Origin of the sequence: Tardiphaga sp. 768_D3_N2_1 (assembly GCF_052076105.1) — a bacterium.
Taxonomy (GTDB): domain Bacteria; phylum Pseudomonadota; class Alphaproteobacteria; order Rhizobiales; family Xanthobacteraceae; genus Tardiphaga.
Genome location: NZ_CP197245.1, coordinates 978,962 through 1,004,542, shown reverse-complemented (window position 1 = coordinate 1,004,542; position 25,581 = coordinate 978,962). Strand labels below are relative to the sequence as shown.

11 protein-coding genes are annotated in these 25,581 nt (G+C 61.7%); all 11 read right to left on the bottom strand.

From position 1 onward, the window contains the following. Nucleotides 1-37: 37 nt before the first annotated feature. Nucleotides 38-11,479: a filamentous haemagglutinin family protein gene (locus AB8A27_RS04630; RefSeq protein ID WP_441240899.1), complete on the bottom strand. Its 11,442-nt coding sequence runs from the start codon at nucleotides 11,477-11,479 to the stop codon at nucleotides 38-40. Nucleotides 11,480-11,796: 317 nt separating this feature from the next. After that, the gene (locus AB8A27_RS04625; protein WP_441240898.1) at nucleotides 11,797-12,780 is read right to left on the bottom strand and encodes a FecR family protein; all 984 of its coding nucleotides are present in this window, start codon (nucleotides 12,778-12,780) and stop codon (nucleotides 11,797-11,799) included. A gap of 53 nt (nucleotides 12,781-12,833) precedes the next feature. After that, nucleotides 12,834-13,385, bottom strand: a complete 552-nt coding sequence (locus tag AB8A27_RS04620; protein ID WP_441240897.1) for an RNA polymerase sigma factor — start codon at nucleotides 13,383-13,385, stop codon at nucleotides 12,834-12,836. A 143-nt stretch (nucleotides 13,386-13,528) separates the two neighbouring features. Further along, nucleotides 13,529-14,251 (bottom strand): energy transducer TonB, encoded by a 723-nt coding sequence (locus AB8A27_RS04615; RefSeq protein ID WP_441240896.1) that lies wholly within the window; start codon nucleotides 14,249-14,251, stop codon nucleotides 13,529-13,531. A gap of 298 nt (nucleotides 14,252-14,549) precedes the next feature. Beyond that, nucleotides 14,550-15,254: a Crp/Fnr family transcriptional regulator gene (locus AB8A27_RS04610; RefSeq protein WP_441240895.1), complete on the bottom strand. Its 705-nt coding sequence runs from the start codon at nucleotides 15,252-15,254 to the stop codon at nucleotides 14,550-14,552. Nucleotides 15,255-15,287: 33 nt separating this feature from the next. Then, nucleotides 15,288-17,282: a S8 family serine peptidase gene (locus AB8A27_RS04605; protein ID WP_441240894.1), complete on the bottom strand. Its 1,995-nt coding sequence runs from the start codon at nucleotides 17,280-17,282 to the stop codon at nucleotides 15,288-15,290. A gap of 47 nt (nucleotides 17,283-17,329) precedes the next feature. Continuing rightward, entirely contained in the window at nucleotides 17,330-18,532 is a 1,203-nt protein-coding gene (locus tag AB8A27_RS04600; RefSeq protein WP_441240893.1) for a phosphatase PAP2 family protein, read from the bottom strand. An 18-nt stretch (nucleotides 18,533-18,550) separates the two neighbouring features. Continuing rightward, complete coding sequence (locus AB8A27_RS04595; protein ID WP_441240892.1) at nucleotides 18,551-20,290, bottom strand: adenylate/guanylate cyclase domain-containing protein; 1,740 nt, start codon at nucleotides 20,288-20,290, stop codon at nucleotides 18,551-18,553. A gap of 261 nt (nucleotides 20,291-20,551) precedes the next feature. Next, nucleotides 20,552-20,887: a hypothetical protein gene (locus AB8A27_RS04590; RefSeq protein ID WP_441240891.1), complete on the bottom strand. Its 336-nt coding sequence runs from the start codon at nucleotides 20,885-20,887 to the stop codon at nucleotides 20,552-20,554. A gap of 338 nt (nucleotides 20,888-21,225) precedes the next feature. Next, on the bottom strand, nucleotides 21,226-22,188 hold the full coding sequence (locus tag AB8A27_RS04585) for a hypothetical protein (protein ID WP_441240890.1): 963 nt from the start codon (nucleotides 22,186-22,188) through the stop codon (nucleotides 21,226-21,228). A 22-nt stretch (nucleotides 22,189-22,210) separates the two neighbouring features. Next, nucleotides 22,211-25,519, bottom strand: coding sequence for a carboxyl transferase domain-containing protein (locus AB8A27_RS04580; RefSeq protein WP_441240889.1), 3,309 nt, complete (start codon nucleotides 25,517-25,519; stop codon nucleotides 22,211-22,213). Nucleotides 25,520-25,581: the final 62 nt, after the last annotated feature.

Here is a 25,581-nt window from a genome sequence, read left to right as displayed (position 1 = left end):
ACTCGTCCAGGTCCGACGGCTTGCAAAGCGCGAGGCATCATTCCTCGATCAGTTGTCGTCGCTGTTCGCCATTCAGCGAACCGGCTCCAACATATTGCACCGCGCTGTTCGGATTGTAGCTTCGTCGATCCCGCAGCGCGCGGCCTTCGTCCTCTTGCTGGCGAGTTGAACCGCTGTCTCCGCCGCCATAGCCAAGCACCTCGACGATGATGACAGAAGCCTGCTGGGCTTTGCCGGGCTGCGCGACATCCTTCGCCGCGTCGGTGGCTGCCTTGCTCGCTTCGCCGCCCTCAAGCTTCAAGGGAGTGATCGAATTCTCCTTTGGCGGCAAACCTTTGATCTCGCCAGAGACCTTGAAATTGTTCGCATTCAGCACATAGAGAGCCGCGACATTGAGGTTACCGCTCACGCGCACGCCTGCGTCGCCAGCATTGACCGTGCCCCGCGGCGCGATCAGGCTGACGTCGCCCTCCTCGACGCTTGTCACGCCGGCGACCGTGCCGATGAAGCCGACGACCGTACCGATGCCGCTGCCGGAAATGTCCGGCGTCTCCCGCACGGTCGTCACCGCATCGACGTCGGTCTGGATCTCCGGCGCCGACGGCACGCGTGTCGTCTTGGCGCCGCGCCCGGCATCGATGTCGCCGAGCGTCGACCAGATCGTCTCATCGCCGCCGGCGAAGGTCAGGATGCGCGAGCGGTTCACGATGATGTTGTTGCGGGCGAAGATGTTGATGTCGCCATAGCCGAGAGTGACCAGGCCGTAGCCGGCGCCAGCGTCCGTCCCCAGCGCCGCAACCTGCAAACCGCCACCCGGCGTCAGCACCTCGATGTCGCCACCGGCCATGGTGCGGAACAGCCCGTTGCCCATCGTCACGTCACCCTTCCAGTCGTGACCGGGGAATAACTTATCGATCGCCGCATAGCCGCGGTTGTAACCTTGATTACGCGGCCGCCCATCTTCTCCGGGGGTTTTCTGATCTGCTCCCGCCTCCCGCAACTCCTGCATATAGACCTGACGCAGGAAGCGCTGTTGCGTGAATTGCGGCAGCGCCTGGAACCGGGTCCAGGCATCGAGTGGTGTCAGCTTTTCACCTGTAATCTTCTCGACAAAGGAGACGAGGCCGTCGCGCACGGTCTTTACGCTACCGCTCTTGCGCGTTTCGGCGGCGTCGGTGAGATAGAGAGGAACAACCGTGCCATCGGCCAGTGTCGTCTTGAGGTAGTCCGGCATCGCGGCGACATTGGCCGGATCGAGATAGGCCGCCATGAACGCCGCATAGGACGGCTGTTTGCCGTTCAACCCGGCCATCACCGTGATCGCCGCGCCCTCGTCGGGAAGACCCGCGATCCTGGTGCCGGGAATGACGCGGTTGTTGGTGCCGTAGCCCTTATTTCCGCGGCTGTAGAGCGCCAGATCGGTGCCATAGACATCGCGTCCCGCCGAGAGCACCAGCGCGCCCGGCCCCGTGATATCGACATGCCCGCCATAGCGCCCGCCAAGCATGGACGAGGAGTATGGATTGGAGCCGCCAATGATGTCGTTGCCGGCTTCAAGCAAGGTGACGTCCGTCGTTCGGATATTGCGCGGTGCATAGTCGATGTCGCGGATATCCATGCCTGCCCTGAACCAGGTTGCCTCGTTCGTTACGATGGCCGACGGCGTCCCGGGCCCTTGCACAGGTCGCGGTGAGCCGATGATCGACCCGGACAGCGCATAAATGCGGCTGGGTTCGTAGTCGTTCTCATTCGGCAGATGCTCGGGATTGCGCAGACCGTAGTGATGCAACTGGTGACCGGCCAGATTGCTCGGGGGCGTGACGATGTCGTTGTAGAGAACGGCGTGGAAGTCATACCAGCTCGGCAACTGGATCAGCGAACCGTCGCCCCCCACTGGCTCAAACGGAGACGGGATCATGGCCGGCGTCGCCCGGGACATGAGGATTGACCCTGGATAGACATCGTTTCCAGCAAGGATACGCAGCTCCGGACGACTGCCTGGGAGAGTATAGATCACACCGGCATTGAGGACAGAGCCATTCAGCGCCGTGATGCGAACCCTGGACGGATAGAGGTTTCCGGCCAGACTGTTCACCCTGGAATAGTAACGTGCGGCGGTCGAGGAGCTCACAAAGTCGATATCCTTCGACAGATAGTCGACCTGACCGACAATCCCGACATCGCCGCCGGTCGAGGTAAGCGTCAGCGCTGTGCGATCCGTCTGGCCGCTCATATAGGCCAATTCGCTGGCCTCGCCCTTGCCGACCAGCAACGGGTCAAGCACGGTTTGCAATATGAGATCACCGGCTGTGTGCACATCGAGCGTTGCGTCGCCGAGAGACAGGATAGGTGCGATCGCATAGGTCGTCAGCTGGTTCTGCCCAATACGGACGTTGACCAAGCGGCCAAAATCGAATTCAGCCGCTTCGATCGTCCCGGCTCCGCGCCCGACATAGTAATAACCGGCGCGGATTGCCCCACCTGCCTCGACCGACATCGATCCGCCATTGCGCAGCTCCAGCAGCTTACGCTCGTCGACAGAGCGGCCACCGCGCACACGGCCGTTGGTCGGAAGCGCGACCGTCAGATTGACCAGATCGCCGCCGGCGCTGACCGCGACGTTTCCGCCACCGAGCGCCCCGACACCGCGCTCGAAATTGCCGTAGTCGATCCACCAGGCGCTTTGCCTGGCCGGCTGGTCACCCAATGCAGAATGCCTGTAAGGCCCGAATACGTAGGATGCATCGGTGGCCCCCTGCTTCTTCAGCCACTCGGTGTAGTGCTGCATCTGGGTGCGATCGGCCGGAAGTGTCACCTCGATATTGCCGCCAGCCGCGACCTGAAGATGTCCGCCCCCGACACCGAATGCGGCGCTGTCGGGTGCCGTCGTGAAATCATCGAGCAGCGCGAGATCCCGCCGGCCGGCGGTATAGATCGACGCCGCTTCGCTCAGCCTGATGTCGCCGTTCGCGGCAATCGTGATGTCACCCGTTCCGGTGCGCACAGCCGTGATGGGCGTCATCACGCTCGTCGTCGTGCTGGGCTGAACCGACGAATAAAGGAGCGCGATGGTGCGCAGGTTGGGAAGTATCTGTGTCGTATAGAAATCGGCGAAGGTGGAGTAATTCGTGAGGACATTGACCCGGCTGCTGGCGGTAATGATCTTGTAGTCGGTTACTCCCTTCGCTGCTGCGTAAGCCGTCCACAAGTTCAGCAGATAGGTGTAGCCGGCTTCGCCGGTGGTCCCCAGATTGATGACTGCGCTCGACCCTGCATTCAGGCGCGCCCCTGCCGCAGTCTCGAGGGTCGCGAGCCAGGACGAAGGGTTCACCGCGCCCGTTGCGTTCGGCTTCAAGAGAGCGCTGTAGCCCGGATCCGCGTCCACGAGAGTAATGTCGGACACAGTTGTCCCGCCGCTGATATAGGAGATGGGCGATTGGGCACTCAAAGTGATGCTGCCGGCAGCGCCAGCCGCGCGACGCGTCGGGTCGGCGCTCTGGCCCACCGGCGCTGCGCCGGCGACGAGAGTCTCGCTCCAGGATGTCGCGGCAACCGTGGTCCCGTCCATCCTGGTGATTGAGGGCAACAACACCGCATTGCCGAGCGCATTGGGCGATGGGGCGGCGGGCGTATTCGCTGCGGGATCGAACGGGACCGCGGTGCTCCCCGTCACAGGGGTCTGCGTTTTCAAAATGCCCTGCGTCGAGAAGTTGATGCCCGCATAGTAGGCAGGAAGGGCCGTCAGCGTGTTGCTATAGGCTGTGAGGTTGTTGCTCGTATTGTTGCGGCCGCCATTGAGGACGAGCGTCAGCATCGAACCGGTCGTTTTGTTGAGCTCGATATATCGACTATCGAGTGTATTGCCGAACTGGAAGAAACCGTCGCTGATGCTACCTTTGAGATCGATACTGCCTTCGGCACGCAATGTCAGCGCGCCGGACTCGCCGAGGATGCTGCCTCCGGTACGGTAGACCATTGTCGTATAGTCGCGCAGGAGCCTGCCTTCCTGACCCGGAACCACGTAAGCCTTACCCAATAGCGGGTCGATAGCCATAACGCCGGCCGCCATCGCGGCGGCCTGATCGACAGTACCCGCGCCAAGATTCCAGTTGGACTTGAGTACGATATCGCCGGCGTAATTGAGCTCCATCCCGGGGCGAGCGTGGAAGTTCGACTGGCTGACGAGACTACCGAGACCGGCATAGGCGGCTGAGATATCAAAATCGCGCACGAACTCGACCAGCGTGCCGGCGCCGTAATCTGCCAGCACGTTGAGCTTGCCGGCGGCCACAGCGGCAAGATCGAGTTCGGCCTGGCCGCTGCTGTTGATCTTCACACCGACGAAGTTGGGATTGCTTGCAAGACTCGCGAGGTCGAACTGCTTGAAGCCTTCGAGCACGATCTCACGCGCGCCGGCGATGCTGCCGGCAAAGGCGACGTTCACAGTGTCGGCGCCCGGCTGCACGATCACCGGCGCCCGCAGGGTGACCTTGCCGCCCTCGCCGCCCGCCACATCGATCAGGCCGCCCTGAACCGCAAGTGCGCCGCCCGAGATGCCGAGGGTCACGCGGCCGGAGCCGAGATGATCCTCGCTATCGGTCGCGCCTGCCTGCAATACGGCAGCGCCAGTCATCGTGAGACCGTTGCCGCCATAGATGGCAATCGAGCCGCCGTAGCGGGCTCGCGCATCGATTGTGCCGGCGATGGTCACGCGGCCACGGTCTGCTGCCAGCGTGAACGATTCCGTCAGCGTCGTGCCGTCCACCATGACGTCCCCGGCGCGGATGCGGAACCCACGTGATCTGGTGAAACCTGCCTCGTTCAGGCGCTGGTTCAGCGCCGCGAAGTTCGGCAGTTGCGCAATATCGAGCGAGAACGCGCCGCCACGCAGACCGGCTGCTGCTTGCGCCCTGATCGTGCCGTCGAGCACCACCTGGCTGCCATCCGACGTGATGGCGAGTGAACCTGCGCCGCCGCCGCCCGGCTGCGCAGCGAGGTCAAGCACAGCGCCAGCAGCCATCTGCACGGAGCCGCCAGTAGCCGTCAGCGCGATCCGCCCTGCATCTGTGTATTCCGCGACGTCGAAGAATTGCTTGCCGAACCCGCCGACATCGATCAGCGCGCCCGCCGCGAGCATCACATCGCCACGCGTGGCGGTCAGCTCGACAGTGCCGCCCAGAGCGTCGGCGCGTCCGCCGAAAAGAACCGAACTGCCGGTCAAGCTCCAGCGTGCACCGAGACTGTTCTGGTCTCGCGCCGGTGTTGTCGTCCCATGCGCCGCAACCGTGAGCCCGCCAGTCGTGGTCAGCGATTGCGCCGCACCGCCGCGGCCGGTCAGAAGCGGCGCGAACAATGTCACTGCCGCGTTGCCGGCATCAAGCGAGCCTTTGCCTTCGCCGACAATACGCGTCGTGCCAGTCAGCACTGCCGTATCGAATCCGCGCAGCGCCTTGGCGCCCTGACCGAAAGCCAATTCCTCCGCGACGAGATTCAGGCGGCCATGACCGGCGCCGATCGGCTCGCTGAAGGTGCTTGTCGTGTTTTCCAGCACCAGCCGGTTGGCGACGATATCGATATTACTCGTGCCATAGCCGGTGAGAATAGCGGCATCCAAATTCACCGAACGTAGCCCGGAGAGGTCCACGGCATTGTAGAAATCGATGCTGGTGTAGCTGCGCAAGATCAGATTTTCGGTGTTGCGCAGCATGGCCAACGCCACCGGATCGAGCACCAGGCCGCTGCCGCCGCCAAAGCCGATGCGGCCGGAAGCGACCGACAAAGTTGCGCCCGAAAGCTGCGCCCCGGGTCTCATATAGGTGTTGCGCGTGGCGTCGATCAGCAGCGCCTTGCCGCCCGCAAGCGTCGCTCCTGCGCCGATCGTGACCACACCTCCGGCCGTAAGATCTACGTTCTCGCGGATCACACGCACCGCATCGCCGTTGGAGAGTCGGATCAGCGCACCCCAATCCCGTGATGGCGCCACGGAACCGTTGCGAGCCACCTGCGGCGCCATCACGAGATCGCCCGCGCCGCGTGGCGCTTCACCGCGCGCGGCGATGACACTGCCGGCGCCAATGTCGATCGTCTCGCTCGCGGCCAGGATGATCTCCGATCCTGTCAGCGCTGAGCTGCCGCTGTTGCGCACGATGATATCGCGGGCGGTCACATCCACCCGCAAGCCGCCCGGATCGCCGCTGCGCATACCGCCGAGCAGGAGACTGCCGGCGCCGAAGTTCGACAGGCTGGTGGCGTCGAGCACGAGGTACCCATTGGTGCGCAGATCTACTGCACTCTGGTCCGCACCGACGACCGCGATCTTCGCCGCCGCGATATCTACCAACCCGCCGCGACCGCCCTCCGCTGCCTGCGAGCGCAACTGGCCGTTCAGAATCAGGTCCTGCGTCGCCTTGAACACCACCGCGCCACCATCCATGGGCAGCCGTGGCGTAACGACTTGCTTTCCGGTCAGGCGATACTGCGTCAGCTTGAATGCGTCGGAAGCAAAGAACGTATTGGCGAAGGCTTCGTTGTATTCGCTGTACTTGCGGACGACATCCCCCGACATCACGCGCCAGGACGACAGCAACTGATCGTGACTGCCGTCGAGCGCATTACCGCGATAGCCGCTCACGATCGCCGAGCCATCGGCCAGACCCACGGATCCCCGAAGCGACACGCCCTGTGAGCCGCTCATCATCTGAACGGCGTAAGCACCCGGCAGCAACGCGTAGCGTGCCGGCAAAAGCGTGTACCACCCCGCCGGGACGCCATTGCTGCCGGCGAGCCAGATGCTCTGGCCGATCGCCGTCACCGGGCCCATTGCCGGCATGATCGCGTACATTCCCGGGCGCGTCAGCACGTCATGCGAACCACCGGGACCCGGTACATGCTCCAAGGCATGGAGATCGCCGCCACCCCGGATATCGACGACCGATCCGGCCGCAAGATCGACGCTCGGAGCTTCGAGCGTAATACGCTTCTCCGGCGGAGTCGTGATAATGACCGGCACGCCGCTGCTGGTGGGCAAGGTCCAGTTCTCATTGTTGCTGAGATTGCCATAAGGCAGCAACAGACCGTCGCCGGAGACGGAGGTGATGCTACCCGCACCGAGGGTCAACTTGTCGGTCGCCTTCAGAATGATCTGGCCAAAGGGGGCACGCAGCGTACCGCCCTGTTCAATCACCGGCGCCTGCAGGGTCAGCGAGCCTCCCGCCGATAGCGCCACGCCAGCGACGCCGTTCTGCTGCACGGTAATCTTCTCGCTCGCCTTGATCGTCGCGCTCGTTTGCGAGTCCGGATAGATTTGGGCTGCCCTCAAGACCAGAGCGCCGGCCATGTCGAGCGAAGCCGACTGTCCCACGCTGTAAGGGGCGAGCCGAATATCGGTCGCTTCCAGCACCGCCTGCGCGAAGCCACGGATAAACGCCTGCTTGACGTCGATCACGGTGGCGGCGAGCGTCAGTGTACCGTTTGCCCCTGAAGCGGTGGCAGATGACCCATAGAGCGAGATGGACGGTGCCGACAGGCGCGTATCGGCGCCATTGCCGTTGATCAGCGCACCATTGATCGAGATCGAGCTCCCCAGCGTGAGATCGACGCCCTCGAGCCGAATGGAAGTTGCATTGAGTGTGAGATCGGCGAAGCCGGAAGATTGAAGGACCGATGGACGGAAGACCAACCCCGCTTGTGAGGCAGCACCGTCGGACAGAGTCAGAGAGGCCAAGGAAGACAACGATATCGCACCACCACGCGCACCGTCACCGCCCGCCTGGCCGCGCCATGTTCCGTCAATCACTCCCTGGCCCTTGATCGAAATGGAGCCGCCATTGCTGGCGAGCATGACCGGTACGCTCTTGCGCGATCCGAGTACCCCTTTCACCGGAACGTCGATTTCCCCGCTGGCGCCCGAGACGTCGATCAGCGCGTCCGATCGCATCGCGACGGAATTCGCATCCAAGGTCACTGAGCCGCCACCGAGCACAACGCCGCTGCGGGCACCCCAGCGATCCATCTCGATGACCGGCACACCGCTCGCCACAAGCGCAGCCGTGCTGGCGACAGTGACCGTCCCCGACACTGCCAACACGTTGATCTTGCCGGCCAGAGCCTCCAGCCGGCCGTCGATCCTGATCGCGCCGCCGGCTGTGCTGCTCGGAATCGCAACGGTAATGCTGCCGCCGATATCAGTCGCAACCGTAGCCTCGGCTCCGATCGTCACATTGCGTCCCGTCAGCGAGAGCGACGTCGGCGCAAGGTCCGCACGCTGCGACAACGGCAGCACGACAAGCGGGCCTATGTCGGTAATCGACGTACCCGAGTCAAAGCGGGCGGCATCCGTCACCTCGACGCTGCGCGGGAGTTGCCGGATGGTGGCGCCGTCCGCAACGGTGATGTCACCGCGCGACGTGACCTGAACCGAACGGAAACCGAGGTCGGAATACAACGTCTCCGCCAGGCGGACGGTGCCCGCGGGCGCTGAAGCCGCGCCCCCGATCTGGAGGGACGAATTCGTGGTCACGGAAAGACTGCCGCCCGATCCGGCCGCATAGCCGCGCAGATCGGCCTTCAAGAGTTCTGCGGCGTCGATGCCGGCAAAAGTGATCGTACCTGCGTCGCCGACCCGTAGCTCGCGCTTGCCCTTCTGCAGTCTGTACCAGCCGCCGCCGGAGACATCGAGGACGGCACCCGGCTCGAACCGCGCATTCATGACCTCGATGTTGCCGCCGCCGATGACCGGCGCGGATACTGCTGCAGCGTCCGTCCGTTGATTGATCCATTGACCGCTGACGTCGATGGCCGCGCCGGCGCCAAAATATACGTTCTCCGCCTGATTGAGCCTGACGGTGCCGCCGGCCGCGCGGATCACGCCGTCGATCCTGAAGTTCTGGCTGTAGGCGTCCGTGGAGTTGGCCTGAACGATCAACGAGCTGCTTGGCGTCAACTCAAGCGTCGTGCCCTTCTCGAGCGTGAAGCTCTTCGAGACATAAAGTTCGATCGTGCCGAAGCCCGCGGCCGCCAGCACATCGGAATCGAGATAGGTCGTACGACGCAGGAACGAGTCGTCGTTGGGCGGCGAAATGACACCGCTGAGGCCGCTATACCAGAACGACGAGAGCGGCGTCGTCGCGCCGAAGTCTGCCGGCAACTGAACCGGGCTGTTCGATATGATCAGGTTGGCGAGCAACCACTGCCGATCATCGTCTCCCGTGCCGCCGAACTTCATGCGACCAGCCTGCGCCAGCTTGCCTGAGGCCGCCTGGCGTTCGCCAACGACCACGCCGCCCGAATAGCCGCCTTCGAGCACGACGCCTTCGGCCGTATAGAACTGGATGGAGCCGGCGTTGCGGCCCTCCGTGTAACCGCGCTCGTAGCGAGCGCCCCCCCTGTCGAGCGGGCTTGCCCAGGTCTCGGTGACACCCCAATGGGCGTGCGAGCGGGTGAAGCCGTCGGCAAACGCCACATAGGCCTGGTCTGGTCTGGCTTGTCCGATGTCATAGACGCGCCCGTCGGCGCCGATCAGCTTGGTCGTTTTGATCCAGCCATCCGCATAGCGAACCGAGCCGCCCGAGACATCGAGGAGTGAGCCCGACCGCGTGATCAGCGAGCCGGCCGACTTCAGGATGATAGAACCGCCCTGCGTTGATAGTTCGGCGATGGTCGTCTTACCCACGCCAAGCCATGCCGACACGTCGGCAAGCGGCGTTCCCTGCCAGGCTCCAGGAATGTCATTGCCGTTCTTGTCCTTCATCCACCGCACGCCCGACATCAGGCCGTCGGAAAACGTCCCGCTTGCGCGCCGGTCAACATAGACCGTTTGTCCGCGCAGCCAGGAATCCCTCAAGAGCGGTGAATCGCGCAGCTCATTGATGCGCAATTCCGCTTGAACGACATTGCTCTCCATCGCGATCAAAATGTCCCGCAATCCAGCAACGCTGAGATAGGCGTCCTCGCCGATATAGATGCGGCTGCCGTCGCGCTTTATCTCGCCGGAGACGGGATTGTCGGTGGCCCATCCATCGGTGCTCGCCACCACGCTGATGGTGCCGGCGGGGACAATGACGTTCGCTTCACGCTCGATATTGATGAGATTGCCGCGCAATTCGACGCGGCCCGGACTGTAGCGCGTGCCCGTCGATGTCAACTCGATCTCGCTGGTATCGGACAGATCCGGCATGGCCGCCGTCACGCTGCCCGGCGCCAATGTCACCGTGCCAGTCTTCCAAAACCACAAAATGCCAGCGGACGGGTCGCAATACGAACTCGAATAACATCCCATCCCCTGACTGAAACCCTGCAGGCGGATCGAGCCGTCGCGGTTGTTGAGGGCAGTCGATGCCAGCAACGCGCCGTTCTGCATCACATCGCGGCCGGTCAGGGTGATGTTGCCATGATTGGCCTGGACGATGCCGTTGTTCACGACACGATAGCCGACGGAGGCGGCGCGCTGCTCCATTTCTGGAAGAATGATACTCCTGACGTCCTTGCTGAAGAGGTCGTTCTCGAGCGCCGCTTGGGCATAAGAAAACACCCACCGCATGGGCGACGAGGCCGCAACGTCAAGGCCGCGAAAGGTGCTCTTGTTGGTGACGGGATCAGGCCAGGCAGTACTGGTCCTGAGATAGATCTGCTCGCCGGCGGCCATGATCACCTGCCCCTCAGGCGCCAAAACCTGCCCCGAATTGATGACGTGCGGCGCAAACAACATCGCCTTGCCACCGCTCGCTGCCGTAATTTGTGCGCCCGCCTCGACCCGCACATCGCCCGGAGCAGCGCCGATCAGCGCGCCCGCGATCTGGGCGGGGTCGTTGATGGATCTACCGTTTACGGGAGTCTGCTGCCCGAGATAGCCGAACTGCGGCATCGCGATGCTGTTGCCGGACGAATCGTTGAAGACATAGAGCTCCTTGTTGATGCCCGCCATGAACTGCGCATTGGAAAGGCTCAAGCTCGAAGCAACCAGCGTATTGACGTTGACCTGGCTCGCGCCACCAAAGATGATGCCGTTGCGGTTGATCACATAGACCTGCCCCTCGGCCTTAATGGAGCCGAGGACCTGGCTCGGAGCGGCACCGGAATCCACACGATTCAGTGCGATCCACTCCGACGCCTTGGCACCGCCGGCGCGTTGGTCGAAATAGAGATCCGTCTCGCGACCGACATTGAACTCCTTCCAGTTCAGGATCGCCTTCTGCTCGTTCTGCTTCACCGTGACCTGCGTGCGGCCACCAGTCACGGACTCAATCGGCAGATTCGCGCCCTGCCACAATCCCGCACCGCCATCGGTCGCGCCTGATGTCGCGCCCGGCATCACCACAAGACCACCGGCCTGCAGGCCATTTTTCACTGTGTTCGGTGCGGTCTGTGCGAAATCACGCGCGGCCTGCTGCGCAGCCTGCATGGCCTGAAGAGACTGTGTCGCCCGCCTGAGCGCATTGCTTGCCTGCTGCGCAGCCTGCGAGGCGCCCTGTGCGGCCGCCATAGCTGCCATCGACGGAGTTGGCGCGGCCCCACCCAATGTACGGGAGAGCGCGTTGTCGCTCGCCACAAAAAGTGCGACCGCGCTTACACCAGCAAACAGCAACGCGTGCTTCGACAAACGATGAGCGGAAAAAGAGCGAGGTGCGGAGTCAACAACCGGCAGAAACATGAATGAGCACTCTCTGGTCAAATGGTCGACCTTCGCCCCCACGGCTTCAGCCAACCGTCGGACTTTTCCGACGACCATAGACGAGTGAGCCCCGCCAAGTGCGCAACGTACCGCGCTGATTTTTCCAACCGAACTCCGACACGGACGAGTCAGCTCACAAGGACCACGCCGCCCGGGAGTGATACAACCCGCGCTCCGAATGTCGCTTTCAGCTGGGTGATCACCACCTCAAGCCGATCCAGCCGGAACTGCGCGGTGAAGCGCCTTTGCCCGAGCGCCTCATTCACCAGAATGATCCGGCCCGGCCGGTAGCGATTGATTTCTTCGACAACCCGCGCCAGCGGCTCGTTCTGAAACAACAGCTCTCCTTCACGCCACGCAGTCACCATCACGGGATCGACACTCTGGACGTGACCCAGATTGCGATCGTCATAGACGACCTGTTGCCTCTTCTGCAGTGTCGCAGCACGTCCGTCCTGCTGGACATCAACAGAGCCTTCAAGGCATGTCACACAGATCTCGGAGCCATTGTGACGGATACTGAACTGGGCATCGTCCGCCCGAGCACGGCCGTTGCCTGCAATCACTTCAACCGGTCTGGACCGTGTCGCGAACGCAGCCTCTCCCCCGATCAACTCGATCTGATCGCCTCCGTCGCTCGCAGCCCGGACGTTGAGGCTCGTCCGGGTGTTCATGTCCACCGATGCGCGCTCCGCAAGCGCGATATGGCGACGTTCGCCCGTCACGGTCCGGTAGTCGGCAGCGAACTCGCCGGGTGACGGCCACAATCCCATCGGCGGCCGCGCGATCATGACGGCAGCCCCAGCCGCCGATGCGCCCAGGGCGCCGACCAAAAATGCACGACGCCCGATCGGCATGCGCGTTCTCGCATCCGCTTCTGCGCCCACGGGACGCCCGATTTGAGCGACATTCTCGATGGCCTTCCCGAACACACGCCACCGTCCGCTGACCTGGGCAAAAGCCTCGGCATGATGCGGACTTTGCGCGCACCAGAGCTTCAGCGCTTCAACGTCTGCCTTGCTGGCGTGACCCGACGTGACATGCAGGAGCTTGGTCCAGGCTTCGCGTTTCAGCGCCTCAAGCTCGTCCTTCGAGCAGTTCGCGGCCGTCATTGCTCAAGCGCTCTCATTGATGAATACCATCGAACTTGTGTACTTTATCCTTTCTAAGACGCATCGGGGGACTTGGGAGTGCAATCGGGGGACGAATAGCCTTCATTCTCGAGCTGTGCATCCAGATATTCCACAGCGCGCTTAAGCTCATACAGGACGGTACGTCTGGAAATTCCAAGCTGCTTGGCAATGGCTTCGTGGGTTAGCCCGTCAAGCCGAGAGGCGATCAGTATCATCCGCGACCGATCGGGCAATCCGCGGATCGCCCGTTCAACAATCTGAAGCTCGAGCCGTGCCTGTAATTCCAATGCCGGATCAACAGACTCTCCGCCTGTTCCGAGCAGGGCATCGATTTCGGACCGGCGCGCGCGACTGCTTTCGGCGCGCAAGCGATCGGTCGCAATATTGATGGCAATGCGCAACAGATACGCTGAAGGACGTTCGAGCGAGCCAACATGTCCTGGGCGATGCAGCCGCAGCCACGTCTCGTGCAGACTCTCGCTGGCGAGTTCCTCGGAGCCCAATCGCCGTGTCAGCTTGGCCTTGAGCTCCGTGTATCTGTCGGTGAGCAGATCACGTAGCAGTGCCCACGTTGTTTCTGCCATAATCGGTAGCCCCGTCGGACAAATCAAGAACTCGAGTTCGCCAGATTAGACACCGGCGCAAGCCATCCCGGCGCGACAAATGCCGGGATGGGGCGATTTCGACTATCAAGACTGCATGACAAATTGACTACGGTCCGGGTCGCCTATCTGCTGGTCTGGGATGACCCGACACAATCCCCCGTTTCGGACGGCGCGCGCGGCGCAACGGTGAGAATGAACGGTTGTGCCATGTTGGCAGGTGGCGCTGCATTGATGCTGCCGCCCTGAAGCGCCCGCAGCAAAGCTGTATCGAGGACCACATCTCCGGTAGAGGCCATGAGCGCGCTATGTTGAATGACGCCGGTCGGGGCAATCCAGAATTCGAGCGCTGCCTTGTATCGACCAGGCCGGGTCTGACTGTTTCGACACAGCAGATCGAGAACGCCGTTCTGCAGCGCGCTTACGAAACCTCCATCGGGGTGGCTTGCTGGCGCCTGCGCGCGATCTGGCTCCGCCCGCCCAGGAAGAATGGCGAATGCATCGACGTCCGTGCGGCGAGCCAGAAGTCCCGTCTCTCCGAGCAACGTCTGCAATGCGCGACCTGGAGTAAGACTGCCTTTAACCCCCCGCGATCGCCGGCCATCCGTCAGCGCGGTCTCGTAGAAAATATGAACTCCGGCAGCGGAGCGGAAGGCATTCAGCGCCTGGTCCAGCGCCTGCGCCGGAATATCAAATTCCATGCTCCGTTCGTCTGCAACCGCGACTGGCGACAAGATCGCGAATGCCCAGCAAAAGATAAGCGCGCGCAGGCACTGCCTTAAAAATAGGGCGTGCAGCAGCTGCGGATGGAGCGAGATCCGAATATTTCGAACATCGGCAAAGGACATGTAAGCCGCAAATCGCCTGCTCGACTGCGGGCCGAGGTCGTCAACAGCCCAAAGCAGATTTGATAAGGTACTGGCAACACCAAGCCCCCAAGCTCATACGACCGGAATGTGACAGCTGTGTGTGCCGGGCGGCAATGAGTCCATATCCACGCTGCGCCGTATCCACTTGAGTTGGCTCTATGTCGCGCGCTTGTCTGGAATTGAGTGTCCGTTTCCCGTCGCCAAAGCCAAAAAGCATCAGATCGTTCATTGCTTTGCGGCAAAACGCACGTCCGATAGGTGGAGACGCCGTCGCGTTTTAACTTCGCGAGACGATGTCCCTCAACGCCTGAGGATTGAGAAGGACTAGTGTACGGTTCTTGACCAGAACCCAGCCGCGCTCCGCCCAGGCGGATATGATTTTATTTGCGCGCTCCCGCGAAATGCCCACCATCTCGCTGACGCTCTGCTGCGTCATATTCACCACGAGGGATCCATCCATTCGCGGATTGCGCTCCGCCAGCCTTACAACGATATGAGCAAGACGAGCCTCAAGGCCGTGAAGGATCACCTCTTCCAGATGCTCGCTTGTCCATCTCAGGCGGGCGCATAACAGATCAATGAACTTTGCAGCCAAAGCCGGCTCGGTTCTAACCAGGGGGATCAGATCGCGCCGTGCAATTTCCCAGACTTCACAATCGCTGTTCGCAATTGCATCGGTTGTCCGGTCGAGGCCATCCAGAACGGCAATCTCGCCAAATGTCTGCCCGGCACCGATCAGATTCAAGACCACGCTCTTTCCGTCAGGAGAGGATGCACACATCCGCACCGAACCCTCCACAACTCCGAACAGGCACGTCCCAGGGTCTCCGCGTCGAAAAATATAATCTCCCCGTTCGAAGGTCTGGAAAGACGCTCGCTGAAACAGCTGGGCAATCGTTTCGGGCGCGAGGTCGCTGAAGATCGCGTTCTTACGTATTGCCGCCTGGCGGCTCGCAGATCTCGCTGCCTTCGCTTTCGACACCGCGGTGTCCCCTGTGCTCCACACGGCCCATAATTAGGGTCTGTTTGGACGTCCGCACCGATCCAGCCGGCCAGCTCCGAGTCGCACAGCAAGTGGTGATCCCGGACCTGGCGCCTTTGTGTCTCCTGTTCTCACGATGCGCTGCACGTCCGGACGATCGCAGGCAAGCTGCGAGATCATCAACTCCGAGATCAATCGCGTCACCTGGGGAGCCGCCACACTTGTCCCATTCATCGTCACAACGGACCCGCTGCGCGTGCCCGCGGCGAGCAGATTTCTGTACACTGGCGACTCGTCTCCGACTGCCGACACATCGGGGCTGCGGATTGGGGACGCGCCACCCGCCGTCGCGCGTCCTCCGCCCCCCGAATACTCGCTGACAGCCTTGTCGGTGCGACGATATGCACCCGCGACGATCGCGCGCGTCCCTGTTGCCAGTGCATTGATTGTACTTTCCCGCCGGACCGGGCTGGAGCCCTTGTCGTCTTGCTCCAGTCGTCCGGCAAGATCGAAACGCACGTAATCCTCGTCTTCAAAGCGAGATTGTCGCCCTGACAGCGGATAGCCAAACGGCGTGTCGCCGCGCTGAATCCAGACATCGACTGTCGTGGCTTCCCTCTTGTTTTTGAGTTCGATCAGCCACGTCCCGGACGGCGCCGTACGTGGAGGAGTTGCAAGAGCAGCGGTGGGCGCCATAGCAAGGAATATCTGTGATCGCTCCTCGACTGCAGCATCGTATTTCGCGAAGAACCTGAGCTGGCCCCCTACGCGCCACTGCCAGTTCTGGTTGGCCCCGATCCAGGGACTACGCTGGTTCGTCGGAGTGGTAATCCTTATGGCGATTTCGGGCCGGGACTTCTCTGTTGCCTGTTTGGGCAGCCAGAGCTCCATAAAGCTGTTGGCCTTGTCGTCAGGCTGCACGCGCCACCTCAAGCGCTCGGGCGGCTGGCTACGGGCGGATGCCTGAGACAGTTCGACAAAGGCATGACATCGCGCCAGATAGTGATTTCCGGCCGGCAGAACGACCCTGAGCGGTGCGGTGCGTGACGCTATCAACTGATCAATCGCAGCTTCGAGCTGCGACGTGCCATCGTGCGGGCCTGCAATGGTCCCATAACTCAAATTGATGACCACAGGGATTGGCCCCGTCCCTTCGGCGGCCGAGATCTGATCCGCGCGACTGAGCACATAGGAGATGGCGGCGTAGACATTCGGAGTCAGAAATGCGCCCGACGTCTCCTCTGTCACCCACTTCGGCAATTGAACGCCGATGATATAGGGAAGGCTCGGATCTTCGGGAACCGCATGCTTCGGATCGCGTCCGCAAGCGAGGTCCATGACGTGCGTTCCGTGCTTGGCGCGGCGAGCAACCAGCTTCTGGCCCGCTAACCGATAGAACTCCTCCTCATCCAGCAATCCGGTATGCGTGCAGGACACCAGCAGCTGATTGATCTCGTTCTCCTGCAGCTCGCGCCCCCAGCCGAACCCCGCCGGCATGCCTGTATTTGTATGATCGTCCTGGTTCCAGAAATACTTCACCCGCGATCGGCCATCCCGAAAACGGAATCTCTCATGCGCGAACGCCAATCCGTCATCGATGATCGCGACAATTGCCCGCCGCGACGGCCTCGTGGCCAGCAACGGCTGCTCGATCGGTTCGGTCTTCTCGAACAGATGTGTCGTCGGCGTTCCAAGCTCGATTCGATTGATCGAGGGCAGCAAGGGCGCAAACCGCTTGGCCTCTCCGCGCGATACATTGCCGCCAACAATTGCGGAAAGAGCCTCGCGCCTTGCGATCGCCATACAGCATGTGAGATCGGCACCTCTCAGCGAGGGCGGCGCCCCTTGATAGACCGCAGGAATTCGAATGGACTGATCCAGTCCCGAGCTCACCACGGAACGGGCAAAGGCTTCCGCTGGTCCATCAAGCTCCAACAAGACCCAGAACCACTCACCCGGCAGATACGCGAACTCGGTCAGCACTGCCCATTCGAGATAGGGTGAAATCCGCTTCTGTCCTTCTGCCATAACGCACACCTCGCGAATGCGATTGCCCTACCGCCATTTCCCAGCAGCTAGCTCACCTCTGCAAGCGCAGCGTCCCACAGCCACTTCATGATCGGTGATACGGCCGGCGGCGTGGAGTCGAGCTGATCGACATAGGGGGGATCGATCAGGGGACTCAGCTTTTCCTGTCCGGTTGCAGGATCATAGAAATCATGCAAATCGAAATCCTGAGTAGTGCCGTATCGCCCGCCGTCAAACCGCCAGGCGTTGAACCTCTGCCCGCCTTTCGCTCGCAGAATGAAATAGCGGGCAAGTGACAGTCCAAGCACCTGACCGGCCGCGGTGTCGACCGGGAAATGGACGCCCGCCACTGTGCGGTTGACCGCGATGCGGGCCGCTTGTCGCATCAACTGCTCACCCAGTTTTGGTTCACGTCCGTAGAGCTCCCACAGGATGCGCGCAATCATGTGATTCTCGGTTGAATGACCGCTCGGAAACGTCCCGTGGCCCGGCGTTAGAATGATTGGTTGGACCTGAGACGACAGTTCATACGGTCGCCAGCACGCCAGAGCATGCTTGATGCGCATTTCTACCGCGGTCGCAAACCGGAGCGCAGCATCAAGCAGCTCGATCGTCTTCTTGGTGCGCTCCGGATGCAAGTTCACGATCGAACTCCAGAACGCATATTGAGGACCGAGCTGGGTCGCGATTTCCGAAACGCGATCCTCGCGAAGATCGGAATATTGATCCAGAAACTCCAGCTGGCCTTTGAAAATGTTGGCGGACGGACGGATCAAGGTCGCAATCCGGCTCGATTTTGCTTTGGGGGACGGATCTTTCGCTGTTGTTTGAACGTGGAACTGCCAGACCGTGACCGACTTTTCGCTCGGTGTCCGGGAGACGTTCTTGCCCTGTTGCTTGTAGCTGAATCTCTCCGAGTGACTTGTAAAATGGAGATGCGACAGCAGTTCGAAGTCGATGACCGCCGCGCGTACCCACGGCTCCCAGAGCGCGAGGTTCTTCTTGTCGTCCAGCGCACGCGGCGACCGATTGACGGTCTGACCGAGCCAGCTTCCGACGATACCGTCGCGATGCTTGACGAGTGCGTCGGCAACCAGCGGCGACCCGTAACTGCCGTAGGGTCCGGCTCCAGCACCGCCCGCGCCTCCGGCGCCGCCCGCTCCCCCAGCACCACCGGCACCGCCTGCGCCACCGGCGCCGCCTGCGCCCCCAGCACCACCTGCACCGCCTTCAGGACCCATCGTGCACATGTTCTCGCTCCCGCTCTGCTAATTCGGTACACCAGCTCCCTGCAATGCGCTCGACCAGATGCGGCCGGTTTCATATCCGCCACTGGGGTGACGCTCGCGATATTTCGTGACCGTCAAGCCCGGCTCGAGTTTCATCAGCTCAGTCACTGTGTTGCGCGCCTCTTGATGAAGGCCGAGCTGCCATTGCGCGATCGCCAACGCACGAAACGTGGATGTATGCGTGCGATTTGCGCGCAACGAACGGTTTGCAAGATCGATGGCGCGTTTGTACTGCCCGGCTGAGAGCGCAGCCGTTGCGGCCAGGGAATCGTAGAAGTATCTGTGAGGGTCCAGCGGCGACAGTTTCAGCGCGTGCTCCGTGTGTTCGACCGCCGACTTTCCTGCATCCTTGAAGGCGAGAAGCGTTCCCTTTAGCAGCCACGCCATCGCATCGTTGGGATTGACGCGTAGCGCGAGGTCATACTGCTCCTGCGCGACATCAAATTGCTTCAGCAGATTCGTATGAGCAAAGCCCATAACCACCAGCGCGAGCGAACAGCGCGGATCGGCGCTCAGTGCTCGCCGCCCGCAATCGAGCGCCAGTTGCGTATCCGCACTCCAGTCATCGGTCCATCCCTGCTGGACCCGCAATACGTGCCACTTGGCCATCCATGCCCATGGTACGGCCTGTCGGGGCATACGTTCCGTTAGGACCTGGAGCATCTGACGCGACCTGTCAAAATCCTGTACCGAAAGGCGATGCATGAGTGCGATCGCCCCCATCAACAACGTGTAACTCTCGACGGTCGGGAGTGATTGCGACTGTGCACGTTCAAGCTCGCGCGCCATGATCGCCAGGCTGACCGCCGTCACAATACCCGCAATGGCGCCATCCTTTCCGCTGATCAAAGCTGTCGCGCTGCAAACGAACGAGTCAGACCAGACGATCATCAGATTCGACGACGACGCCAGCTCGAGATTGATCCGCAGCTTGCTTCCGGCCTTGCGGTAAGAACCTGACAGAACGTAGTTCGCCGTCAGATAGCTGCTGATCTCCTCGACCGAACTATCCCGCCCGCGAAAGACAGACGTCGACAGGCGCGAGATGACGTTCAACTCCGATGAACGCGAAAGCGCGGATATGACTTCGTCGGCGAGCACTTCGCCAATGACCCGGTGTTCCGGGCTATCATCGAGCCCGGTAAAAGGCACGACTGCGACAGTGGGGCGCAACTGCGGCATTGATACAGGACCTGGCTCGATCACGGGTCGCGGCCCCGGTGGGCCGACGCGATATGCTCGAACGGGCTCATGCACATGTTTAAGGTAACAAGCTCCCAAATCTTCGACGTCGGCGTCCAGTACAGGTACGAGCTGGTCGCGAACATCGGCCGATACGACAATTTCTCCCGGCCCAGCCAACCCCGTTAGCCGGGCTGCAAGATTAACGTCAGCCCCGTAAACATCGTGCTCGTCCGCAAGGAGATGACCGACGTGAGCTCCCTCACGGACGAGGATATACTGATCTTGCGGAACGCCTTCATTGATGCCCGCACACGCATTCTGGACTGCAAAGGCAGCTTTCACTGCGAGGGAAGATTGAGGGAATTCCATCAGGAGCCCATCCCCAAGACTCTTTACAAGCCGCCCCTCGAAGCGCGGCAGAATATCTTCATCTACCGTTTTAACGAGCTGACGCCATCGCTGTACGGTACCGGCCTCGTTCTCCTCCATCAGTCGCACGGACTCGACGATGTCCACGAAGAGCAGTGTGCGCACCACCCATTCCGGACTCTCGAATGCAAGTGAAGCGCTTGATCTAGCCATCAGCCACGCTGGTCACTGTTCTGATCCGCACTCTTGTGCACTAACGCGCACAATCTCAGTATCACGCTCGGTCGACTGCAAGGCGCCGTGAGAAAGCCGATAATCAGGACTTAAGTGGTAGACAAACCATCCGCGGGCGAATTGCACTCAATTTTACCCGTCAAGAACTTGTCAGCTAGACTTACGGCGATTTCAGGACGCCGCTCCTGACGGCTAAATTGCTCCCATGTCGCCGCGTGACTCGACTTGGATGCGCCAGCCGTTGTCTTCAATACCTGCCGCCGGACCGAATGGTGCTACCCCAATCATAGACCAGGAATTCTTCAGCCGGCAACTGCGACCTGCGCGTAGCTGTGGCGCCTCCAATCCTGATGACGGCTGCATATCGTTAAAGCCTGAAACGATTTTTTTCACGACGGTAGGTACTGCGACAGTCTGTCCAAGCACAATCGCGCACATGAGGACGACGCAAATCACTCCGGCCCTGATCATCAAGCGGTGGTATAATCGACGATAGGATCGCTCCAGTTCATCTTCTGATGCACTCATGATTGCCTCCAGATGAGGCATATAGCCTTACTGCGCTCCGCTGGAGGTGGATGTGACGAGCGTCACATCTCGGGATGATTTTTGTATGATTGCCGATGCTCTTGCCATGGCCTCGCCGTCCGATACCGTGGATGCACGATGACCTGACCGGACAATAATTCCGCGATAGCTTGATGCTCTGCCCGAAGCGCACCGGGCATTCTTTACAATCGGAGGCAATCAGCTCTTGAGCCTCGGAAAGAAGCCCAGCCAGAGCTTTCATCGCTCTAGCAGCGCGATCGATGGGAATTTCTAATACAACGCTCCAACCGCCTTAAGCCAAGAGATAGCGTATCATGCTATGCGTGGCTTCGAGGAGGTGCTGCGTATTCCCGGTCGTAGCTGGCGTAGGATTCCTTGAGCGTCGCCAGATTGAGCAGCATCGTTGCGGCCAGCGCGTTCGAGCTGTCGAAGACTTCGGTGCGCACCCACAGGCTCTCGGTGCGCTTGCTGCCGGACATCGCGACGACCTTGCGCGCTATGCGGTAGTCTTCTCCAACGAACAGCGGACCTTTCAGCAACCGGATTTCCTGATCGGCGAACAGACCGACGGCCGGCCCCTTGACCGGCAGACGATCCTTCTTGCTGCCGTGCTGAAACAACACGCTGAGCATTTCCATCGGGATGATCGCGCGCCCCCATGACGATGCGCTTGCGCTCTCAGGCGCGTAATATGGCGATGGCTCGGTGATCACCCTCAGCTTCTGTGCCAGCGAGAATGGATAGAGCTCGCCCATGTTCTGGTCGTAGTCCATCCGGACGATCTGCGGCGCGGTGGTCATGCCGACCGCGATGTCGCGCAGGATCACCGCATCGGTCAGCGGCTTCAGTTCCGTCAGCCGTATGTAGAGGGCGGAGGCTGGCGCATCGCGGCCGATTGAGGCACTGCCGCGCAGCACTTCGGTGCCGTCCTTTTTCATCATCCTGATCGCGGCGTAATTGCCGCCATCGATCGGCTTTTCGACAATGGCCTGTACATCCTCACCCTCAAAGGCGGCAGCGCGATAATGCGCGGAAATGCAGCCGGTCTCGAACCATGCCTTGCCCCATAGCCGTTCGCAGAGCGGCGCGAACTGGCTGAAATGGGTCGGCCCCTCGATGGTCCCGCCCTTGAAGCCGAGCTTTTGTGCTGTCGCATCGTCGTGAATCGAGGCGTGCGAGTCATAGGTCTGCGCATGCAGCATCTGGCGCGGCTGGCGCCACGGGCCGACCAGTGCATCTCCCGTGTCATCGATCGGCGTATCGAATGCGGCTGTTGTCATGACGATGCCCTCGGGATTGGTGCTACCAGGTGTCAACACAGGGACGCTTGCGGCTGTCGCGCTGGGGCGGCTTCGGCACCGAGCGCAGACCCGCCATCACCCAGCGGCGCGTTTCGGCGGGGTCTATGACATTGTCGATCTCGAACACCGACGCGATCGAGGTCGCCTTGCCGTTGGCATAGAGCTCGGCGACCTTGTTCTTGTAATATGTCTCGCGCTCCACCGGATCGGCGATCGCCTCCATTTCCTTGCGGAAGCCGAGCCGGACATAGCCTTCCAGCCCCATGCCGCCGAATTCGCCGGTCGGCCAGGCCGCAGTGAAGAACGAGGCGTGAAAGCCGCCGCCGATCATCGACTGCGCGCCGAGCCCATAGCCCTTGCGCAGCACGATGCCGAACAACGGCACTGTGATGCTCGCGCCGGTGACGAACATGCGCGCGACATGGCGCACGATTGCAGTCTTCTCCGCCTCCGGTCCGACCATGAAGCCCGGCGTATCGCAAAGCGACACGATCGGAATGTCGAATGCATCGCAGAGCTGCAAGAAGCGCGCGGCCTTGTCGCCGGCTGCGGCGTCGATGGCCCCACCGAGATGTTTCGGATTGTTGGCGATCAGGCCGAATGGCTTGCCCTCGATACGAATGAACGCCGTGATCATGCCGACGCCGAAATCACGCCGGATTTCGAGCACGGAGTCCTCATCGGCGATCAGATCGATCACCGCGCGGATGTCATAGACGCGCAACCGGTTTTCCGGAATCGCACGGCGCAGCAGACGCTGATCGGGCGCACGCCATTCCGTTACTGCGCCCTGGAAGTAGGACAGATATTTCTGCGCGGCCCGTGTCGCTTCCTCCTCGTCCTCAACCAGAATATCGACGACACCATTCGGAGACTGGAACGACACCGGCCCGACTTCGGCCGGATGATAGACGCCAAGGCCCCCGCCTTCGATCATCGCAGGACCGCCCATGCCGATCGAGGCGTTCTTCGTGGCGATGATAACGTCACAACAACCGAGCATCGCAGCATTGCCCGCAAAGCAATAGCCGGACACCACGCCTATCACCGGAACGAGACCCGACAGTTTGGCGAACTGCACGAAGGACGGACCATCGAGGCCCGTGAGACCGAGACGATCGGTATCACCGGGACGACCACCGCCGCCCTCGGCATAGAACACCAGCGGCATCCGCCATTGTTCGACCAGCGACAGCATGCGGTCGATCTTCTTGTGGTTCATATGGCCCTGAGTGCCCGCCAGCACCGTGTAATCATAGGAGATCACCATGCAGCGCGCTTCGTGCTCGCCGAATTTCGCGGCATTGACCGTGGCCGTACCGGCGACCAAGCCATCGGCTGGCGTGTTCCTGATGAGATCGTCGAGCGCGCGGCGGCGACGCTGGCCCGCAATGGCGAGGCTGCCATATTCCATGAACGAGCCGTCATCGACCAGTTGCGCGATGTTCTCACGCGCCGTGCGCTGATTGGTCTTGCGGCGTCGTTCAACCGACGATGGTCGGTTTTCGTCCAGCGTATTGCCCTGACGAGCCATCATTTCGGCAAGGTCCGGCCGGATGTGGTCGAGATCGAAATCGGCCTCTTCCGTGGCGAGGTCGCCGGCCACGTCCTGCGGTTCGATATACAGAATGGGCTCGCCCTGCATCAGCGTAAAGCCATCGGATGCCGCGATCCGGGTGACGCGACCGCCCTGCTCTGCAGTCACCAGATGCTCCATCTTCATGGATTCGATGATGGCGAGTTGCTGGCCGGGCCTGACAATATCGCCTTCGGCCACCGGTATGGACACGACCGTGCCCTGCAGCGGCGCCGCGACCGCGACCGATCCTTCCGGCGCGAGTTGCACGACCTCGGCAGACGTCCGTGCATCACCGGTGGATCCGCTGGCGGCGAATAGCGGCTTGCTCGCTGCCGGTGCGGCAGCGACAAGATCGGCGACATTGCGATCGATGAAGCTGGTGCTGATCCGATTGGCCTGGAAGTCGGCATTGGCCAGGATCGCCTGCATCAGCGGGATATTGGTGGCGACGCCCTCGATGCGAAATTCGCGCAATGCGCGCGAGCCCTTGGCGACCACATCCATCCACTTCGACGGCGAGTGGACGATCACCTTGGCCAGCAGCGAGTCGAATGCCGCACTGGTCTTGTAGCCGGCATAACCGAACGTATCGACACGCACGCCCGGGCCTGCCGGCGGCTCGAAAATCGCGAGCGTGCCGCCGGTCGGCCTGGTGGCGCCGGTGGCGTCCATGGTCTCCATATTGATGCGAAGCTGCATGGCAAAACCGCGCGGGCTCGGCACCGACGCCTGATCGAGGCCGAGCGACGCCAGCGTGGCGCCGCCGGCAACGGCGAGCTGCGATCGAACCAGATCGACCGCCAGCACTTCCTCGGTCACGGTATGTTCGACCTGCAAGCGCGGATTGGCCTCGATGAAGGCGAAGGCGCCGTCGCCCTCGCCGGCTTCGCCATCGACCAGAAATTCGAAGGTGCCGAGGCTGTCATACTTCGCCTCCACCGCGAGATTTTTGGCGGCTTCAACGATGCGGCTGCGCAATTTGTGTGACAACGACGGACTCGGCGCAACTTCCACCAGCTTCTGATTACGGCGCTGGATCGTGCATTCACGCTCCCAGAGCTGGCTGATATCGCCATGCCGATCGCCGATGATCTGCACTTCGATGTGACGGGCATTGCGAATGAGACGCTCGACATAGACGCCGTCGCTGCCGAAGGCCGCCTTGGCTTCCGACTGGCAGCGCGCATAGGCGTCGTCGAGATCCTCCGCGCGTTCGACAACGCGCATGCCGCGGCCGCCGCCGCCAGCCATGGCCTTGATCATGACGGCGGCATTGCTACCGAGTGATGTGAAGAACGCTTTCACCTCATCAAGCGTCGAGGGGCCCGTGGTGCCCGCGATGATCGGCACACCACAGCGCTTGGCGAGTTGCTTGGCCGCGACCTTGTCGCCGAACAGCTGCAATGCCGCGGGCGACGGACCGACAAAGGTGATGCCCTCTTCGGCGCAGCGGCGGGCCAGATCGGCGTTCTCGCTGAGAAAGCCGTAGCCTGGATGCAGCGCATCGCAGCCGGCCGCCTTGGCCGCGCCGATCACGCCTTCGATATCGAGATAGGCCCGGGCGCCGCGGCCGGGGATCTCCCGGGACTCATCGGCGATCCGCACATGCAGCGACAACGCATCATCTGCCGGATAAATCGCGACGGTGGCAAGGCCGGCATCCGCCGCAGCGCGCGCGATACGGATGGCGATCTCGCCGCGATTGGCGATCAGTAGCTTGCGAAAGGGCATCAAAACACTCCGTGAACAACAGACGCGATCCGGGGCGGCACCGACCGCACCCGGGGTCATGT

Coding starts and splice junctions, on each gene's coding strand:
- AB8A27_RS04580 (WP_441240889.1), bottom strand. CDS start 25,519: ATGCCCTTTCGCAAGCTACTGATCGCCAATCGCGGCGAGATCGCCATC.
- AB8A27_RS04600 (WP_441240893.1), bottom strand. CDS start 18,532: ATGTGCACGATGGGTCCTGAAGGCGGTGCAGGTGGTGCTGGGGGCGCA.
- AB8A27_RS04585 (WP_441240890.1), bottom strand. CDS start 22,188: ATGACAACAGCCGCATTCGATACGCCGATCGATGACACGGGAGATGCA.
- AB8A27_RS04625 (WP_441240898.1), bottom strand. CDS start 12,780: ATGACGGCCGCGAACTGCTCGAAGGACGAGCTTGAGGCGCTGAAACGC.
- AB8A27_RS04630 (WP_441240899.1), bottom strand. CDS start 11,479: ATGGCGGCCGCACAGGGCGCCTCGCAGGCTGCGCAGCAGGCAAGCAAT.
- AB8A27_RS04590 (WP_441240891.1), bottom strand. CDS start 20,887: ATGAGTGCATCAGAAGATGAACTGGAGCGATCCTATCGTCGATTATAC.
- AB8A27_RS04605 (WP_441240894.1), bottom strand. CDS start 17,282: ATGGCAGAAGGACAGAAGCGGATTTCACCCTATCTCGAATGGGCAGTG.
- AB8A27_RS04615 (WP_441240896.1), bottom strand. CDS start 14,251: ATGTCCTTTGCCGATGTTCGAAATATTCGGATCTCGCTCCATCCGCAG.
- AB8A27_RS04620 (WP_441240897.1), bottom strand. CDS start 13,385: ATGGCAGAAACAACGTGGGCACTGCTACGTGATCTGCTCACCGACAGA.